The organism is Paraburkholderia lebeckiae (assembly GCF_050436325.1).
Taxonomy (GTDB): Bacteria; Pseudomonadota; Gammaproteobacteria; order Burkholderiales; family Burkholderiaceae; genus Paraburkholderia; species Paraburkholderia tuberum.
On the sequence record NZ_JBNDLZ010000002.1, the window covers coordinates 2,946,423 to 2,962,730 of the forward strand.

Below are 16,308 nucleotides of genomic sequence, written 5' to 3' on the forward strand. Positions count from 1 at the left end.
CTCTCCCTCCGGAGAAGTGGGCGCGCTTGAGGGTTCCCAGGACCGAACGACACCAATGTGCCAAAGGGGAGTTGCAACACAACCACTTGAGGAACGGAGGCCCCAGATGGATGCTACGACATATGGACTCGATATTGCAAAACGGGTGTTCCCGGCAGATTCGACTACAGCAACATCACCTCGTCCTGACGAGGTGCAGGAGGAACATGTCGGCGATTCACGAGTCAGTTCGAAAATGACCTTGTCAACTTTCTGCTCGTAGAAGGGCACCCCTATCGCCTCGCGAACAATTTAACGTGACAGCGCCGTGGCGATTCAACTTCTCTCGAATCCCCTGACCAACTCCCAATCTCTGACCCGCGGATCGTATTCGAACTGCTCCCATCGCGCGGCGTGCACGTAATGATCGACGACCTCGTTCCCCAACACCTCGCGCAGCCATGTCGAATTCGAACTGATGTCGGTGGCGTCCCGCAGCGTTTTCGGAATTTCGGGTAGCTCGGCATCCCGATAAGCGTCGCCGACAAACGGCTCTGGCAATGCCAGCTTTTCGTCGATGCCCGCAAGACCCGCCGCCATCAGGGCCGCAAAAGCGATATACGGATTCAGATCCGCACCGCCGATGCGGCACTCGACGCGGACGGCGTCCGAGCCTTCGCCGCAAAAGCGGAAACCGACCGTCCGATTGTCTTGGCTCCATGCGACCTTCGTCGGCACGAACGTACCGATCTGGAATCGATTGTAGGAGTTGATGTGGAGCGCCAGAAAGAGGGTGATGTACTTCGAATATTTCAGCAGGCCCCCAAGGTAATGGTGCATCAGATTGAGACGTTTACATGCGGATGCGGTACGAACGCTTTGCCGCGCGGCAACGTTTCACAGGGGAATCTTCCTGTCCGTGCACAATCTGGCGGTGCGCGAGTGCCGATCTGCTTGCAGTAAGGCTCAGTACCCCCAGTTTTCGCGGAGTCGACGGATGCACAAATCGTTAGCCGGTAAGGGATTTTAGAAACCAACTGCTAGATTCTCAACGGAAAGCACGATCGTCTCTAGATGCTATGGAAGTGCGGTGGAAGTAAGCCCGCTGGAGTAAAATGGGTTTTCCGGACACATTTCTCCAAAGGAGCACGCAAAATGGATGCGACTGACACGGCCCTTCCATAGCATCTAAGATAAGTGGCGTGCACGATCACTCGTCGCTACAAACGCCGTCATATGCCACCACCAACGTCGAAGAACCGCGCGTAAGATCCGCTCTGCGAAGCGCCACCGCAATTACCGAAATTCGGTAGCGTTCGGTCCCGCCTTCGGGTTTCCGGTGGCGGCCTGTTTCCAATCTTGCGTGGCACGTTGGCAGCAGCGCTCCGTGACAGCCAATCGCTATTGCTCAACGTACAGAGCGCATAGGCTTTCAGGGGGAGCAAGAGAAAGAGGTTAATGGGTGTGTGAAGAGAAAAGCCAAGAAATCGAATCTGGCGAGCGCGAACCGATGCCATGCTACAGCGGATCATGGTCAATGATGCGATTATCAGGGCAGTCCACCCCGGCACTGTCGCTGTCAATGCGAGCTGCGCGAGCCCCGCTAGAAGCGATAAGGCGAGAAATAGCGAGCCCAGATTCAGTCCGATCACGTCCAGCGTAAGGTAGCGATCGAGACAGGGCAGCAGGCGCAGCGAAAGCAACGTGTCCCGATAGGTACTGCGCGCCCAGCGCAGTTGTTGGCGCGGATACGCCCCCAGTCTGTCCGGAACGACTGTCGCCGCAATGGCGTCCGGAACGTACTCGGTCCGATAACCTGCCGTCAGCATGAGAATCGTGAGATGGCGGTCCTCGCCAAAGTCGCCCGGTTTCCCGCGAAAAAGTTGCGTCGCGTACTGATCTAGCAGCAAAAGGAGCGCGGACCGGCGGTACATGGCACATGGACCGGAGCAGCACGTAACTGCACCGAAGCGAGCCTGAGCCGCGCGCGCTTCGTTGCAAGCGAGCCAGTACTCCATATCGATCAACCCGGTCAACCAGGTGTCGCTCCGGTTGCTGGCGGTCAACTGACCCATGGCCGCGCCGATCGCTGGATTTTGCATTTTCAATGCAAGCTTCGTGACCACGTCTGAGCCGATTATCGTGTCCGCGTCGACGTTAAGCACCAAATCTCCAAACGAGCGGCGTATCGCGGCGATGTGTGCCTTGCGCTTTCCCATATTTGGGGGAAGCGTAATGAAGTTGAATCTGGGGTCGCGCGGGTAGGCATCGTATATCGGCCTCACGGCGTCGAGATTCGCAGAACCATCATTAACCACATAGACCCGCAGTTTTCCGGCGTAGTCCTGGATTGCAATGGACTCCAGGCATGCCGAGAGCGTGCGCGGGTCCTCGTTGAAGCAGGGAACGATGACATCCACGCCCGGCAGAGTGTCGGAGTCGACCAGGCCGTCCGACAGCGATGACACGTTTGTCGGCTTAGCATAAAGCGCGTGCGTGCTTTTATAGACAGTCGAGAGCAGCGCATAAAACGAGGCAGCGACAGTGCTAGTTGGGGCAAGCACGTTCATAGGGTGTCTGGTTCGTCCGGTCAGGTTGAGGAAGAGATCGGATTGCGAACCCCCGGTCATGCAATGCCGGAATCATGAGGGAGAGCGCCGTGAGGGTCTGCTCGCGCCGACCAGCGTGAGCACATCGTCCCAACTCATCGGGAGGGCATCCGTCGTGCAACAGCACAATTGCACCCGGCCGGACAGAGGCCAGCACTGCGCTGACAATCGCGTCTACGCCGGGACGAGACCAGTCTCGCGGGTCTACCGACCAATGGAGGGGCGCCAGACCAGCGCTCGCTGACGTAGTGAGCACTGCTTCCGTCCACATGCCATACGGGGCACGCATATACCGCGGCGAAGCATGGGGGCTCGCCATCCTGATGACCCCGCTTGCCGTTAGTATTTCCTGTTGTACTTCGGTGGGTTCGCATCTGGACAGGTCCGGATGAGTCATCGTGTGGTTTGCGACCTCGTGCCCTTCTGCGATCATCCGTCGGATCAGCTTCGGCTGGTCCGCAGCGTACGCGCCGATGACGCAGAAAGTCGCTGGCACCCGGTGTTCCGCCAGCAAATCGAGGACGTCCGGTGTGCAAAGTGGATTAGGGCCGTCGTCAAACGTCAAATAAACGCTGCGACGTCCGGTGGTGTCAGCGCACTCGCTGCGCGCTTCGGATAAGCAGTGCCTCACAGCTCTGGCCCGTTCCGATCAATTATCGTTCCGGTCGGCCAATCGCTCATTGACCGTCCAATCGGTAAGACGACAATGAGTACGTCCTCGATGCGCGTGGGCGGCGTGTCGAGATGCACTTCTCGAAGGGTCGACCTCACGCGAACCCCAGACACAATAGTCGCCAGACCGGGTCGGCCGAGCAGCCTTGCAATATGTTGCCGCAACGCGTGTCGAACCGTGCCGAAGCCGAATGGAACGCCAAGTTCCTGCAACACGGGATACATCACGCGCATTAATTGAGGGATTCCGAGTCCCTCAAGATCCGGACGTACCGCGTACAATCCTAGTTCGGCCACTAGTAGATCGACTGCGCCAACCTTGATGAAACGACGCAGTGAGCCGATATGAGCCGCTACGCCGCGCGCGTCGTAGCCGATTGCACGGAACTCTGGCCTCGCACCAGCCCAACTGTGATTGCCTTCGAATGGTTTTGCATTAAACGCCCCGGTCGGTCCGTAGGTCTTTCGGAAGAACTCGGACAGTTCGATGTGGTCGGCGAGTCGCAACTCATTTTCCCAAACCAGCCTCCACTGCACCTGAGAGCGCATGGAGAGAGGTCCTCTAGCTGTGGACACGGCCAAATTCACGACTGCCTCCTATGCGCCGTCCGGCCTTTGAGGGCGGACCCGACGGACGCGAAGGACTTGCTGAGAAAGCGGTTCGATTTCAAGAAATCATCTGCACTCTGGAACAGTTCTGGGATGAAGCCCGAAGAAAAGAGCATTTCCGCCAACGCTTCACGGACCGATCGGACCTCATCGACGATGGAGAGTACATCGAGTGCGCGTGCCTTTCGTACCAGATCTACCAAAGACTTCCCCCGCATCTTCCGCACGACCTGACCGCGATTGACACGAGATCCATTTGGCCGGGTCGCTGAAGCATTTGGCACCTGAAATCGGCTGCTCCCGATTCGTCGCGAAGCCAAGGCGAAGTCGAGGGTTGCCTCAACTGTACGAAGGTAACCGGCCGATATAGAAAGGGTTTGGAGAACTTTGCGAAGGTTTGCCGGTAGTAAGCGCCTACGCGACCTGCCAGACGCTTGTCGCGTCGTGTCGGCGCGATCCAGCTTGCCCATGCCGCCGGAGACCGTGGCCGCATTGGACATGTGCCTCGGTGCATGCTCGACGTACACCTGAGGATTTTTCTCGAAGTCAGGGCAAAGATCGACAACCATCTTGATATGCCTAAATTCTGTTTCTCCGGCCCGACGTTTTGTTAGAGCATTCATGAGAGCGTCCACGAGAAATTGACTTGAAATTTGGTGCCGTATCCGCCGAGAAAGTTCAGCGAGTTCGGCATCGGCGTTTCCTTCGTGCAGGTGATGAAGCGTCGCCAGTGGTGCTTCATGTTCCCACCGTTATGGCCGCCCGTCGGGCCATACACGCCGATGTTGCGCCATGCGTGAGCCAGTCACAGACCGACTGCCCGCTCACGCGGAGTTGCTCGGCGGTGAGCTTGCGATTTGTCCTGTGTCCGAGCAGCGACAGGGCTGCCGCTCGCGTGCGCGTGTCCCGATGCATGTGATTGATCGACAACTGCTGCAACGTCATTTCCTCGGCTTCGCTCAGTTCTACGACACACTTCATCCGCTACCCCCGGCACCACGAAGGCGCCAGCAAGTTGCGAAAATGAAATGGATTTACCAGGAACACTATCCTCCATGCCGTACAATTCGTAAAATCGATTGTTTTGATGGAACACATCTACATTATGGATAACTTGGGATCATGCGTTTCAAGGGCCTCGATCTGAATCTCCTCGTCGCGCTCGATGCTCTGATGACCGAGCGTAATCTCACCGCGGCGGCACGCAGCATCAACCTGAGCCAGCCGGCCATGAGCGCGGCCGTCGCCCGGCTACGCGCCTATTTTTGCGATGAACTATTTACGATGAGGGGCCGGGAATTTGTCCCAACACCGCGTGCAGAAGGGCTCGCTGCTCCAATCCGCGAGGCTCTGGTGCACATCCAGCTCTCCGTTATTTCCGGGGACGTCTTCAACCCAGCCAAATCGGATCGCCGCTTCAGGATCATTCTTTCCGATTTCATGGCAGTCGTATTTTTTCGAAAGATCGTGGAGCGTATTGCACGGGAAGCTCCCGCCGTCGGCTTCGAATTGCTGCCACTTGCCGATGACCCCGATGAGGTTCTCCGGCGCGGCGAAGCCGATTTTCTTATCTTGCCGGAATTGTTCATGTCGAGCGCGCACCCTAAAGCGAAGCTGTTCGAGGAGACGCTCGTGTGCGTAGGCTGCCGCACGAACAAGCAGCTATCAGGGCAGCTCACATTCGAGAGATACATGTCGATGGGGCACGTTGTGGTCAAGTTCGGGCGTACGCGGCAGCCCTCCATTGAGGAATGGTTTTTGCTTGAGCACGGTCTCAAGAGACGGGACGAGGTCATCGTGCAGAGCTTTAGCATGATCCCGCCCATGCTATTAAACACTGACCGTATAGGGACGATGCCCTTAAGGCTGGTCAAGCATTTCGAAAAAACGATGCCTCTGCGGATCGTCGACCTTCCGCTGCCATTTCCCGCATTCACCGAGGCCGTCCAATGGTCTGCCCTTCACAACAGTGATCCGGCAAGCAATTGGATGCGGGAGATAATATTGCAGGAGGCGTCACGCATGGTTCCTCCGCGTGAGACCACGCGAAGACCAATCCACCCAAGTTAGGAAGGTTGTGGTGCAAAAATTTGGATCGGAGGCGAGCGAAGTGTGTGCAACCCAGTCGCTTCACGCCGCGAGCACGGCACTCCAGATTGCAGACGGAGTTTGGTCTTTGATACGTAGGCGACCGATGGCAAACTGGTTCTTGCGAATGCGATGCAGGAGTTCGACGCCGGCCAGCGTGATCGCCGCGCAGTCGAAGTTCTTGAACCCCGGCATGGGGCCAGTCCTCGACTTGACGCCGCGATGATCCTGCTCGATCAGATTGTTTAAATACTTCGACGAGCGGCGCTTCGTGTTGCGCCACACCGGATTTTCGCCGGGCAGTTCGCGCACTGCCCGATTTGATGCCGCGTAGCCATCGAGCGTGATGCTGGTGGGAGCCCGGCCCTGGGTCCTGAGCGCCTTGCGCAGGAACGCTTTGGCCGCAGCCACGTCACGTTTCGGACTGAGCCTGAAGTCGACCGTATTGCCATCGCGATCAACGGCGCGGTACAGGTAGACCCACCGGCCGCGCACCTTCACGTACGTCTCGTCGACGCGCCACGAGCGGCCGGCTTTGCGCGCATAACGGGCCCAACGCTTCTCGAACTCCGGCACGTAGCGTTGGACCCAGCGCATGATGGTCGTATGTGCGACGTGTAGTCCGCGTTCCACCATCATTTCGACGAGGTCCCGATACGAGAGCTTGTAGCGGCAATACCAGCGCACACAGAGAATGATGAGTTCGCGTTCAACGTGCCGACCTTTGAACAGTTCGTCCAGATCCCGGAGCCTCTTCGCCATCCTGATTCACCGCCGCTAAAGCCTCTACTTTAGCTCACCACGAATTTGCACCTGAACCCGCCGAACGTTAGTCGATAAATCGGCTAACCTCAAACTGGTGGAGGTCAACATGCATTTTTCCTCCGTCGATTAATGCGGCGATTTCCTGTCCAAACACCGGCGCGAATTTGAATCCGTGTCCCGACAAACCCGCAGCGACAATCAGCCCTTCGATGCGCGGATCAACGCCCACGATCGGATTCCCATCGGGGGTATCGTCGAAAAATGACACCCTACTGCCAACCGGCGACGCACCCGAGAGTCGGGAAAAACGCTGCGCGGCACGTTCGCAATATCGCCGGATCACGTCACCGTCCATCTGGCGGCGAAGCGCGTCCGGATCGACCGGGCAACTGTCGTCCGGAGCGAGGGAGCCGATCATATAGACGCCAGGGCTATCCAGCCGCAGATAGAAACCGAGCCCCCTTTCGCTATACCCGGGCAACCGCGCTTCGTCCACCTGCGCCCCAATCCTGCAGATGGCCACGCTTTGCCTCGACGCGGAAATCGGCAGATTGGCGCCGCAAGTCGCAGCGAGAGACGCCGCCCAAGGACCCGCGGCATTGACCACGACTGGGGAGTCGATTCTGCCGCGATCGGTTTCCACGCCGGTCACCCGCCCGTTGACTGTGTTAATGCGGCGCGCGGCCCGGTGCTCGTCGATGACCGCACCGAACCGCCGCGCGCCCTGTGCGAAAGACCGCGCTGTCGCGCGCGCATCGCAGTAGCCGGCATCCTGTTCGAATACCGCGCCAGCGAGACCGTCAACCTCGAGGTCGGCCATCAAAGCTCGCATCTGCGTTGGCGAATAGAGCTCAACGCCGATGCCATCCGATTGCTGCTGATGCACCTGTCCGCCGGTGTGCTCCCACTCGGCTTGGGCCACGCCAGTCAGAAAACCGGTACGCTGGTAGCCGCAGTCGCCGTCGAACGTCTCGGCCCATTGCCGGTAGGCTCGCAAGCCGCGCGCCGCGAGTCGAGCCAACGCGGGGTTCGCATAGTACTGACGGACAATGCCTGGGGAATCGCCGGAAGAACCCGACGCGATTGTCCCGCGCTCGAGCAGTCTTACCGTCAGACTGGCACTCGCGAGATGCCACGCGACGCTGCTACCGGTCGAGCCGCCGCCTATCACCACAACGTCGGCAGTCTCACGCATGGCTTTCCACTCCGTCTAGCGAGAGGCTGACTGGCAGGCATGGACGGAGCGATTCCAGCGATAGCGGTGAGAACCATGCGCGGCAGTTACCTTGCGCATTCGGTGTCGACGCGCAGAGCATATCGTGCCGCAACGGCATCCCTTCATGTCCAAGCCCGCGCCACAGTTCGGCAGCCAGCCGGGGCATGACCGGCGCGGCAAAATACGCGAGGCCTTTGAGCCAACCGTATGCCTCTTCTGGACTTCCGAGATCGACCCGCGGCAGGCCGACCCATGCAAGCAGCACGGCACACGCAGCGCGCACGGAGACGGCATCGAGTCGAAATGCGTGATCCAACGTACTCGACGACGCCTCGAAGCGCTCGGCCACTGAAGCCGAAATGGACCACTCGCGCTGCGGACCTCGCGTCAGCGTCTCCCAGGCGGCGTCGATCCGTGCTTGCACCATGCCTGCCAGGTCATCGTTGACGAAGCGGATGAAGTCGCCCACGTCGAAGTTGGTCGTCTGCTCTTCCGGGCTCTCGCGAGCCAGAAAGTAACGCACTGCATCGCTTGACGCAGGTGTCATGTCGACGATATCGGCAGCCCAAACGACATGCAGCCTGCTAGTCGAGAACTTGGAGCCCTGAAGGTTATAGAAGTAGTTCGTCAGCACGTGATCGAACGGCTGACGCTCCGGCAACGCGTTCATCACCGCAACCGAGCCCGCCAACAGCAGGACGGCATTGTCGATGCCAAAGCTGACCAGCGTCGTCACGTCGCTGCCGTGGATCATCGGATGAGCTTCGCCGCCTGCCATCTGCGCGTAGCGCTCGCCGCACGTTAAGCCATACTCCCATCCGGCCTCGAACAGTACCCTGGGATTGCCCCAGCGGTCCGCCGACCAGGCGACGCCCCAATCGCCGGGCGCAGTCAACCTGAAAAGGCCTCGCTCGTGCGATAAAAACCGCAGCACTACCGCGATGAACTTCTCCGGTGCACCCGCGGATTGCAGCCGCCGCAGAAGTTCCGCTTCATCCGGCACGCGCAGGAAGAGGTTTTCCGTCTCACGCCATTCCAGATCGGCGTCGCCCATCCGTGGCTCGGGATGGAGCATCGACTCAGGACGAAAGTGGGCACCGCAGGCCTCGCAAAAATAACCGGCCGCCGGCGCTTCGCACTGCGGGCATTGGCCTGTCAGCCATGCGCCCGTAAGGTACCGGCCGGTCGCGCGGCTGTACAGCACCTTCTCGGTGATGGTTTCGGTACAACCGCTCGCCACGAGGGTCTCGACAGCGCGCCGTGCGTTATCAGCATGGCTGGCTGCGTACGGCCCTTGCACCAGATCGAGAAAATCATCGACTTCGATATCAAGCGCCGCCAGATCGCGGGCAATCTGCGCATGATAGTCACGACAGACGTCCTCCGGCTGGCGAGTCTCCTGTAGTCCCTTCCAGAGCACGTACGAGTCGAAACCATCGACGGCGGACACGACGCGCACACGATGGCCTTGACTGCGCAGATAGCGGCACAGCATGTCCATCCGCAGATAGGGCCCGGCGATATGGCCGAGATGCAGGCGGCCGTTCGGCGTCGGCGGTATAGGCATTAGGAAAAACTTCCGCCTCGAAGAGTTCACAGTAGTGATCATGTGTGTGCATTTGAGAGAAACAGGAAGAGGGGAGGCATTTGCCTCATGCTTCGATCAGGCGCAAGGCTTCATCAGCGATGCCCGGCGCCAACCGGAAGCCCGCGCCGCTGCCAGCGCCAGCAAAAACCGCCGCGCGGCTTCGGTCGAGAGAGACCAGCGGTTCCCCTGTGGATGTGTAGGCGTCGCAAAACACCCGGCCACCGCAGCAGACATTGGCCAGCTCCGGCAGATAGCGATGCAAGACGTCTTTGGCTAGGTCACGGTCGCGCTCGCTGATTTCCAAAGCGTGCTTGCGAGGCCGGCAGTCCCATTCGTCGCTGCGAAAGCTGAACAACCATTGGTTGCGGGCGGGCAACGGCATCAGATAGGCGTCGTCTTGTGGAAAGAATACGGCTGCGGCGTCAGACTGCGGCGAGTGGTCGACGTGCAACGCGACGACTTTCTTGATCCGCACGTCGTGCGCGTCAGCGAACGTTTCGAAAGGCTCCTCCACGATCCAAGGCCCGACGGCAACCACAGAGCGCGCGGCGTGGAACGCACGACCATCCGCCAGCCGTACCTCGGCGCCCCCAGAAGACGGCCGCATCATCGTCACGGCGGAGCCTTCTACACAACTCACGTGCTCCGAACGCAGACTTGCACTGATCAACGACCTTGCGATAAGCCCTGGATCGTGGCTGACCGCCGTGCCGCCGCGCAACACAATCTGTGCACCACCGAGAGTCGCCGGAACGCCGAGCCTGTTTTCCAACTCCGTCTGTGGGATCGAGTCGCCACCGATCGAGAAGTCGACCGCGCCCGAGCGCACCTCGTCGCTAGATTGGGCGTCGGCAACCCAGAATACGTCGGCCTGGGTCGTTTTCAAACCGAGCAGCGCCTGTACATCGCCGTAAAGATCGGCGCTGATCGCCGCCAGCTTGCGTTCGCGCGCTGAACGCCCCGTGGCGAGAAGCACGCCGGCCGAATGGGCGGTCGCTCCGTCGCCTACCCTGTATCGATCGACGAGCACGATACGCCATCGCGGGTGGCGTAGAGTCGCCAGATACAAGGTCCATGCGCCGACTATGCCACCGCCGACAACCGCCAGATCGTATCTGTCAGTCATCATGCCCACCACACGGAGAAAATCTGCGCTTCGATACCACCGTTATTCCTCGCGAAGTGAGGCTTGCACGATTCGAAAAATACCGCTTGCCTGGCACTCACGCGATGCCATGCATTGTCGTAACAGACATCGACGGTACCCTCGGAGATGAACCAGATCTCCCGGACCGCATGCTCGTCTTCCAGCGTCCTGCAACCGGGTAGGATCGTGAACCGCGAAGTGCGTAGCGGCGCACCGGCCAACCCGCCGGCGAAGCTGTGCATGAACAGCTTCACGCCTTCAATATCCACGGCTTCCTGCCATTCCGGTATGACGGGAAACGGTGCCACCACCGCGTCCGCCGTTGCATCTTCCATGTGATTTTCCATAGCGATCCTTTCCTTGTGTACATGCTGTCGCCACTACCCCGGCGCATCCAGCCCACACACCGATCGCACTGGCTCGCTGCTGGGCAACCGGAAAAGCACTATTAATGAGTGTCAGTGAACACGGCACTAATAATGCTGCGCCCACACCTTGCAGAATCCGGGCGGCGATCAGAATCTGCAAATCGATGGTTTCCTTGGTCCAAGTGATGAAGCGGCGCCAGTGATACTTGGCGTGCTTCCAGAGGATTTCGATGAGGTTCAGTTCGGGGCTGTAGGCGGCAGATAGAACAGCACCATGCGATGTTCGAGAAACCATCGGTCGATTGTTTCCTGATCGATGTTGTGATGGATCGAGGCGTTGTCGAGCACCACTACCGTCGTCAGACCGGGCGTGCTTTTCCGCGCGATCTGTTCAAGGAATTGCACGACATCGGGGCGTTTGATCGTGGTCTTGCTGGTGTGATACGTCAGCAGGTTGGCGCCGAAATCCAGTGCACCAAGGACGGAGCGTTTGCAGTGCGGTTGCGGGAACACACGATGCGGTTCGCCGATGGGCGACCAGCCGCGCTGCACCGGGGGCGAAGCACTGAACCCGGATTGATCGAAGTAGAACAGCTGGCACGCACCGTCGAGTGCGGCCTGCTGTAAGCTTCGCGAGGGTGGAGGCCTTCACGGCGAACTCCTCGGGGTTACGCTTTTTTTGAGCGAATAGCGACCACGCTTGTAGGAAAACCCCGCTCGTTTGAGCGCAGTCGACAAGGTATCCAGGCGGCAGGGAAACGGCACACCATGAGCTTCTTCATCGCGCTGCGCAATCTGTCTGAGAGTCATCAATTCGGCGCTGGCCGCCTCGATGGCGGTGGCGATCATGGCTTCAGACAACGAACGGGGACGTCCGCCTTTATGACCGACCGGCAGCCCACATATGCCGGATTCCCGCCACGCGTGCGACCAGTTGTAGACCGACTGCCCGCTCACGCTGAGCTGCGCAGCCACTTCAGTCAGTTTGATCTTGCGGCCGGGCATCATCACGCCCGCGGCCTGGATGCGCATGTCGCGATGCTGGTGGTTCAACGACATCTGTTGCAAGGTCTTTTCCTCGGCTTCGCTCAGCTCTACAACACACTTCACCTGGACTCCGGCGCAATGGGTTCGCCGAAGCTAACAAAATTCAAACGCGTTTACCAGCAACACTTAGGCTGCCTTGGTATTGGCCCAGTCCTGGCAGGCTAACGGAATGGTCTCCTTTCCACCAAATTCAGCAATTCGCCTAGCTTAACTTTATCCCCTTTTCGAAGGGGCAAGCGCCCGGCGACATGGTCAATAGGGCTTCGAACGCGCTGTTGCTTGGTACCCTCGCCGTTCACACGCAAGACCGGTGCCAACCAGAAAAAGCGTGCTACTTCAGACACACTGGCGGTTCTGGTCTTATTCGGACTGTCGGCTTTGTCACACTTTTGTCCGACTGAAAATTATTGACAAGCGAAGCGGATTGAGAGCTAACCCGCGTCTCAGTTCATGGCCGTGTAGCTCCGTCATTCGAATTCCACCCTCCCAGATCCGGGCGAGCGGGATTCCCGGCACTCGACCTTCGCGACAGTGGCCTGCGTCATATCTGCCTTTGCCCAACTCGGCGTGTACTAGCCTGGACTGCACGTGGTTCAGGTGCAAATTCGTGGTGAGCTAAAGTAGAGGCTTTAGCGGCGGTGAATCAGGATGGCGAAGAGGCTCCGGGATCTGGACGAACTGTTCAAAGGTCGGCACGTTGAACGCGAACTCATCATTCTCTGTGTGCGCTGGTATTGCCGCTACAAGCTCTCGTATCGGGACCTCGTCGAAATGATGGTGGAACGCGGACTACACGTCGCACATACGACCATCATGCGCTGGGTCCAACGCTACGTGCCGGAGTTCGAGAAGCGTTGGGCCCGTTATGCGCGCAAAGCCGGCCGCTCGTGGCGCGTCGACGAGACGTACGTGAAGGTGCGCGGCCGGTGGGTCTACCTGTACCGCGCCGTTGATCGCGATGGCAATACGGTCGACTTCAGGCTCAGTCCGAAACGTGACGTGGCTGCGGCCAAAGCGTTCCTGCGCAAGGCGCTCAGGACCCAGGGCCGGGCTCCCACCAGCATCACGCTCGATGGCTACGCGGCATCAAATCGGGCAGTGCGCGAACTGCCCGGCGAAAATCCGGTGTGGCGCAACACGAAGCGCCGCTCGTCGAAGTATTTAAACAATCTGATCGAGCAGGATCATCGCGGCGTCAAGTCGAGGACTGGCCCCATGCCGGGGTTCAAGAACTTCGACTGCGCGGCGATCACGCTGGCCGGCGTCGAACTCCTGCATCGCATTCGCAAGAACCAGTTTGCCATCGGTCGCCTACGTATCAAAGACCAAACTCCGTCTGCAATCTGGAGTGCCGTGCTCGCGGCGTGAAGCGACTGGGTTGCACACACTTCGCTCGCCTCCGATCCAAATTTTTGCACCACAACCGCTATTCCGCGGTGCGCCTAGACAGCGTCAAGCAGCACGGCCGGTCGGCCAAAACAATTGTCGCTGCCCGACTCATTTAGAACCTGCGAGAAGAGCTCCAGCAGAGCACCACCGCGCCCTTCTCGGAGCTCTTGCAATCGCTGTGGGGAAACGAAGTATGTTGCCAACATGACGTCCTCCTGTAGTGGCGATCGGCCACGAAAGACATCATCATTATGCGGAGAGACAGGGGTTAGATCTGTCGCGTTCACGGCCCCATGGGGCTGACACTTCGCGTAAAAATAGACCCTGCATTTAACCTTGACTTCAGCGAGTGGGGCGAGGCATTCGCCGGCGACCGCATCCTCGGTGCCGCTACGCTCGACCGTCTACGCCACGGCGCCTACCGCATCGTGCTTGACGGCGATACCTTCCGGGCACCCAAACCGATGCCCGAACCCGATCAAACTCGCGGGGGACACTTGTCGCCCCGACGGATCGGTCTGCTTTCCTTGATCTGGATCATGGTTTGCCTCGATTCAGTTGTGCGACAGTTAGCCGCGTAATTTCGAGATGACAAAGACGGGTTTGTGAAACAAACTTGGACATCGATTGAGTAAAGAGAATCACATGGCAATTGCGCACAATCGGCTTACCGCACCACAGACCGACACATTTCGGCCTTCGGCAACGGCTTCGCGGACGAAGCCCATGGGTTCGAGTGGCACGTCATGCAAGACCTGCACGATGCGTCCGTTTTGCGCGATGAACCCCGATGAGCTCGCCTGCGACCGGCAAATGGACGACCTCGTTCTCAGCTATCGCCACGTGAGAAAAGGCGAAGCATTGCACCGCGCGGGCGATTCATTCTGCAAAGTCTATGCGGTTCGCACGGGATCGTTCAAGAAGCTCTCGCTGCTTCCGGACGGGCGGGACCAGGTCACCGGGTTTTACGTTGCCGGAGAGCCGTTGGGCTTGGACGGCATCGCTACCGGCCACTATGCAAGCGACGCCATCGCCCTTGAAGACAGCAGCGTATGCGTGATGCCGTTCGATCTGCTCGAGTTGCTGAGCCGGGAAGTCAAAGCGGTGCAGGGTCACGTCTACCGAATGCTCAGCGCGGAACTCGTGCGGCAAGGCGGCTTCAGTACGCTGCTCGGCACGATGGCGGCCGACGAGCGGGTTGCGTCGTTTCTTCTGGATCTCTCGCGGCGTTGGCGGGCACGCGCCTATTCGCCGACCGAATTCATCTTGCGAATGACGCGCGAGGAGACCGGCAGCTTTCTCGGGTTGACGCTGGAGACGGTCAGCCGGATATTGTCGAGGTTCCAGAGGCAGAGGCTCATCACCGTGAACGGCAAAGAAATCCGTATCCTCGACTTCGCCGGATTGAACAAGGTCGCTCGTCTTTCTGCCTGAGGTAAGAAAGCGGCTTCCAACGCGGACAGGTTTCGGTTGTTTCATGAATCGCATCGCTTGTCCAATCCGTTCGTGACTCCCCCAGAATCCGCCGAATGGAAACAGTCCACGTGTATTCGCACATGATTTGGGGTCAGACAAGTGCGCAGGGCCGGGGCGGCGATGCGATTGAGTCGCCTCCTGATCGCTCCGCGCGTTCCTGATCTCTTACTTGACCCAAATCAAGGCGCAGGCAGACGGTGTTCGATACACTTGCGTCCATTTCAAAGACGAGAAATAGGGTTCGCCGGGAAGCCATGCCGAACCACACGTTGGATGTCGAAATCGGACGACTTGTATCAGGGCCGATGCTGGAGTGCATGCGGCAGACGACCGTAAGGGACACTGCCATGCAGATGGCGGCGCGCCGGTGCCTGCTTGAAAGCCGGATGCGTCATATCGGCGTGCTGGGCGAGCAGGATACGCTGATCGGGCCGCTTGGCTTGTCCGGGCCCGACCGCTGGCCGGCAAGCCCGTTCCTGGTCCAACCAGAGGCGGATCAGTTGTCCTCGGCCCGACAGGCTGTTCACCATTTTCAAACCATAGCGGTCTTAGTAGCGTTCCCATGCCGGGTCGAAGGGATGGGCTTCGCCACGGACTTGCGCATGTCGCCGGATTGGGACGTCGGATGCTTTGCGTAGCCTCAATCGTCCTGGGTTCCCTTCTGCCGTTAGTTCACCAGTATCGCGGCCAATACCCAGTATCGCCGCGTTCCTTCACGATGGAAGTATCGCGCTCTGATCCGTCGTGCGCCCTTGCACGGATGCCGCCCGCAGAACCACTTCCACAACGCCTGCCAGATGGCAGTGTCGACTGTGTTGTAGACTTCTTTCGAGACCCCCGTATCGAAGATAGTTCGATCAGCCATCGATGATCGGGTTGAGCAGGCCGATGAGATTGACCTGTTTGGCCGATGCATGGTCCTTGATGACTGCGCGCACTTTCGTCAGAAACGTTTGAACATTCTTTTTCGATGGCTTGATGAGTAGCTTGCCGTTCGGATATTTTCGAATGTTCTGCCCGAGGAAGTCGAACCCTTGCGAGATGTGCGTGATCCTAGTCTTTTCCGAGGAGAGCGTCAGTCCGCGCTCGTGCAGAAAGACCTCGACCAGTGGCTTGACCTCGTCTTCCAGCAACTCTTTCGAGTAACCGGTGATCACAAAGTCATCGACATAGCGAACCAGACTGAGGTAGCAATCAATGATGGACGACACCTGTAATCGGCTGCACCTGGAGTAGACAAATCGCGGTTGATTTGAGCGACATCAATGGGACTCGCGTTCCTGGCGGAATCCGCGCGGCGAGATGGCAAAAGGAGAAAATAAGTAAATCAAGGCACTATCGTTTCACCGTCCTGC

General features: G+C 58.9%; 20 protein-coding genes and 1 pseudogene. 5 read left to right on the forward strand and 16 right to left on the reverse strand.

Features of this window, described 5'->3' with window-relative positions; genetic code table 11:
* Positions 1-315: 315 nt before the first annotated feature.
* From OKW44_RS16750 to OKW44_RS16780, 7 genes are all read right to left on the reverse strand, one after another.
* Positions 316-819 (reverse strand): type I glutamate--ammonia ligase, encoded by a 504-nt coding sequence (locus OKW44_RS16750; RefSeq protein ID WP_018423235.1) that lies wholly within the window; start codon positions 817-819, stop codon positions 316-318.
* 392 nt (positions 820-1,211) lie between these two features.
* Positions 1,212-2,549, reverse strand: coding sequence for a chitooligosaccharide synthase NodC (gene nodC, locus OKW44_RS16755; protein WP_084754317.1), 1,338 nt, complete (start codon positions 2,547-2,549; stop codon positions 1,212-1,214).
* Positions 2,527-3,219, reverse strand: coding sequence for a chitooligosaccharide deacetylase NodB (gene nodB, locus OKW44_RS16760; RefSeq protein WP_084754315.1), 693 nt, complete (start codon positions 3,217-3,219; stop codon positions 2,527-2,529). The genes nodC and nodB overlap by 23 nt, the downstream gene beginning before the upstream one ends.
* On the reverse strand, positions 3,216-3,809 hold the full coding sequence (locus OKW44_RS16765) for a NodA family N-acyltransferase (protein WP_018423234.1): 594 nt from the start codon (positions 3,807-3,809) through the stop codon (positions 3,216-3,218). Before OKW44_RS16765 ends, nodB begins: the two co-directional genes overlap by 4 nt.
* Positions 3,810-3,844: 35 nt before the next feature.
* Positions 3,845-4,492: a response regulator gene (locus OKW44_RS16770; protein WP_162634069.1), complete on the reverse strand. Its 648-nt coding sequence runs from the start codon at positions 4,490-4,492 to the stop codon at positions 3,845-3,847.
* Complete coding sequence (locus OKW44_RS16775; RefSeq protein ID WP_018423232.1) at positions 4,489-4,611, reverse strand: hypothetical protein; 123 nt, start codon at positions 4,609-4,611, stop codon at positions 4,489-4,491. Before OKW44_RS16775 ends, OKW44_RS16770 begins: the two co-directional genes overlap by 4 nt.
* Positions 4,608-4,850 carry a hypothetical protein gene (locus tag OKW44_RS16780; protein WP_018423231.1) on the reverse strand — a complete coding sequence of 81 codons (243 nt, stop codon included), beginning with the start codon at positions 4,848-4,850 and terminating at the stop codon, positions 4,608-4,610. Before OKW44_RS16780 ends, OKW44_RS16775 begins: the two co-directional genes overlap by 4 nt.
* A 141-nt stretch (positions 4,851-4,991) precedes the next feature.
* Between OKW44_RS16780 and OKW44_RS16785 the strand changes: the two genes are divergently transcribed.
* On the forward strand, positions 4,992-5,939 hold the full coding sequence (locus OKW44_RS16785; protein ID WP_018423230.1) for a LysR family transcriptional regulator: 948 nt from the start codon (positions 4,992-4,994) through the stop codon (positions 5,937-5,939).
* Between the two features lie 60 nt (positions 5,940-5,999).
* Here the strand turns inward: OKW44_RS16785 and OKW44_RS16790 are convergent, their stop codons facing one another.
* The 7 genes from OKW44_RS16790 to OKW44_RS16820 form a co-directional block, all read right to left on the reverse strand.
* Complete coding sequence (locus tag OKW44_RS16790) at positions 6,000-6,719, reverse strand: IS6 family transposase (protein WP_018423223.1); 720 nt, start codon at positions 6,717-6,719, stop codon at positions 6,000-6,002.
* 67 nt (positions 6,720-6,786) lie between these two features.
* Positions 6,787-7,917, reverse strand: coding sequence for an NAD(P)/FAD-dependent oxidoreductase (locus OKW44_RS16795; protein WP_018423229.1), 1,131 nt, complete (start codon positions 7,915-7,917; stop codon positions 6,787-6,789).
* On the reverse strand, positions 7,910-9,547 hold the full coding sequence (locus OKW44_RS16800; RefSeq protein WP_084754313.1) for a methionine--tRNA ligase: 1,638 nt from the start codon (positions 9,545-9,547) through the stop codon (positions 7,910-7,912). The genes OKW44_RS16795 and OKW44_RS16800 overlap by 8 nt, the downstream gene beginning before the upstream one ends.
* A gap of 43 nt (positions 9,548-9,590) precedes the next feature.
* On the reverse strand, positions 9,591-10,655 hold the full coding sequence (locus OKW44_RS16805) for an NAD(P)/FAD-dependent oxidoreductase (RefSeq protein ID WP_018423227.1): 1,065 nt from the start codon (positions 10,653-10,655) through the stop codon (positions 9,591-9,593).
* Positions 10,652-11,008, reverse strand: coding sequence for a cupin domain-containing protein (locus OKW44_RS16810; RefSeq protein ID WP_239499215.1), 357 nt, complete (start codon positions 11,006-11,008; stop codon positions 10,652-10,654). Before OKW44_RS16810 ends, OKW44_RS16805 begins: the two co-directional genes overlap by 4 nt.
* Before the next feature lie 270 nt (positions 11,009-11,278).
* A complete protein-coding gene (locus tag OKW44_RS16815; protein WP_018423225.1) occupies positions 11,279-11,593 on the reverse strand; it encodes a transposase in 315 nt (104 codons plus the stop codon).
* Between the two features lie 96 nt (positions 11,594-11,689).
* Positions 11,690-12,151 (reverse strand): helix-turn-helix domain-containing protein, encoded by a 462-nt coding sequence (locus OKW44_RS16820; RefSeq protein WP_026226297.1) that lies wholly within the window; start codon positions 12,149-12,151, stop codon positions 11,690-11,692.
* A 585-nt stretch (positions 12,152-12,736) separates the two neighbouring features.
* Here OKW44_RS16820 and OKW44_RS16825 point away from each other — a divergent pair.
* The 4 genes and pseudogenes from OKW44_RS16825 (at position 12,737) to OKW44_RS16840 (ending at position 15,591) form a co-directional block, all read left to right on the forward strand.
* On the forward strand, positions 12,737-13,456 hold the full coding sequence (locus tag OKW44_RS16825) for an IS6 family transposase (protein WP_018423223.1): 720 nt from the start codon (positions 12,737-12,739) through the stop codon (positions 13,454-13,456).
* 353 nt (positions 13,457-13,809) lie between these two features.
* Positions 13,810-13,950, forward strand: a pseudogene (locus OKW44_RS16830) (ATP-binding protein); the annotation flags it as partial.
* 253 nt (positions 13,951-14,203) lie between these two features.
* Complete coding sequence (locus OKW44_RS16835) at positions 14,204-14,911, forward strand: helix-turn-helix domain-containing protein (RefSeq protein WP_018423221.1); 708 nt, start codon at positions 14,204-14,206, stop codon at positions 14,909-14,911.
* 296 nt (positions 14,912-15,207) lie between these two features.
* The gene (locus tag OKW44_RS16840; RefSeq protein WP_162634068.1) at positions 15,208-15,591 is read left to right on the forward strand and encodes a CBS domain-containing protein; all 384 of its coding nucleotides are present in this window, start codon (positions 15,208-15,210) and stop codon (positions 15,589-15,591) included.
* Between the two features lie 29 nt (positions 15,592-15,620).
* Here OKW44_RS16840 and OKW44_RS16845 read toward each other — a convergent pair whose 3' ends face one another.
* Together OKW44_RS16845 and OKW44_RS16850 are read right to left on the reverse strand one after the other, a co-directional pair.
* On the reverse strand, positions 15,621-15,869 hold the full coding sequence (locus OKW44_RS16845) for a group II intron maturase-specific domain-containing protein (protein WP_084754308.1): 249 nt from the start codon (positions 15,867-15,869) through the stop codon (positions 15,621-15,623).
* On the reverse strand, positions 15,811-16,164 hold the full coding sequence (locus tag OKW44_RS16850; protein ID WP_018423219.1) for a reverse transcriptase domain-containing protein: 354 nt from the start codon (positions 16,162-16,164) through the stop codon (positions 15,811-15,813). The genes OKW44_RS16845 and OKW44_RS16850 overlap by 59 nt, the downstream gene beginning before the upstream one ends.
* Between the last annotated feature and the right edge of the window lie 144 nt (positions 16,165-16,308).

Bases quoted from the DNA above. Each gene is read 5' to 3' on its own strand.
- OKW44_RS16790 (WP_018423223.1), bottom strand. From the start codon at position 6,719: ATGGCGAAGAGGCTCCGGGATCTGGACGAACTGTTCAAAGGTCGGCAC.
- OKW44_RS16810 (WP_239499215.1), bottom strand. From the start codon at position 11,008: ATGGAAGATGCAACGGCGGACGCGGTGGTGGCACCGTTTCCCGTCATA.
- OKW44_RS16800 (WP_084754313.1), bottom strand. From the start codon at position 9,547: ATGATCACTACTGTGAACTCTTCGAGGCGGAAGTTTTTCCTAATGCCT.
- OKW44_RS16845 (WP_084754308.1), bottom strand. From the start codon at position 15,869: ATGCATCGGCCAAACAGGTCAATCTCATCGGCCTGCTCAACCCGATCA.
- OKW44_RS16825 (WP_018423223.1), top strand. From the start codon at position 12,737: ATGGCGAAGAGGCTCCGGGATCTGGACGAACTGTTCAAAGGTCGGCAC.
- OKW44_RS16805 (WP_018423227.1), bottom strand. From the start codon at position 10,655: ATGATGACTGACAGATACGATCTGGCGGTTGTCGGCGGTGGCATAGTC.
- OKW44_RS16840 (WP_162634068.1), top strand. From the start codon at position 15,208: ATGCCGAACCACACGTTGGATGTCGAAATCGGACGACTTGTATCAGGG.
- OKW44_RS16775 (WP_018423232.1), bottom strand. From the start codon at position 4,611: ATGAAGCACCACTGGCGACGCTTCATCACCTGCACGAAGGAAACGCCG.
- OKW44_RS16835 (WP_018423221.1), top strand. From the start codon at position 14,204: ATGGGTTCGAGTGGCACGTCATGCAAGACCTGCACGATGCGTCCGTTT.
- OKW44_RS16785 (WP_018423230.1), top strand. From the start codon at position 4,992: ATGCGTTTCAAGGGCCTCGATCTGAATCTCCTCGTCGCGCTCGATGCT.
- OKW44_RS16795 (WP_018423229.1), bottom strand. From the start codon at position 7,917: ATGCGTGAGACTGCCGACGTTGTGGTGATAGGCGGCGGCTCGACCGGT.
- nodC (WP_084754317.1), bottom strand. From the start codon at position 2,549: ATGAACGTGCTTGCCCCAACTAGCACTGTCGCTGCCTCGTTTTATGCG.
- OKW44_RS16780 (WP_018423231.1), bottom strand. From the start codon at position 4,850: ATGAAGTGTGTCGTAGAACTGAGCGAAGCCGAGGAAATGACGTTGCAG.
- OKW44_RS16770 (WP_162634069.1), bottom strand. From the start codon at position 4,492: ATGAATGCTCTAACAAAACGTCGGGCCGGAGAAACAGAATTTAGGCAT.
- OKW44_RS16765 (WP_018423234.1), bottom strand. From the start codon at position 3,809: ATGCGCTCTCAGGTGCAGTGGAGGCTGGTTTGGGAAAATGAGTTGCGA.
- OKW44_RS16750 (WP_018423235.1), bottom strand. From the start codon at position 819: ATGCACCATTACCTTGGGGGCCTGCTGAAATATTCGAAGTACATCACC.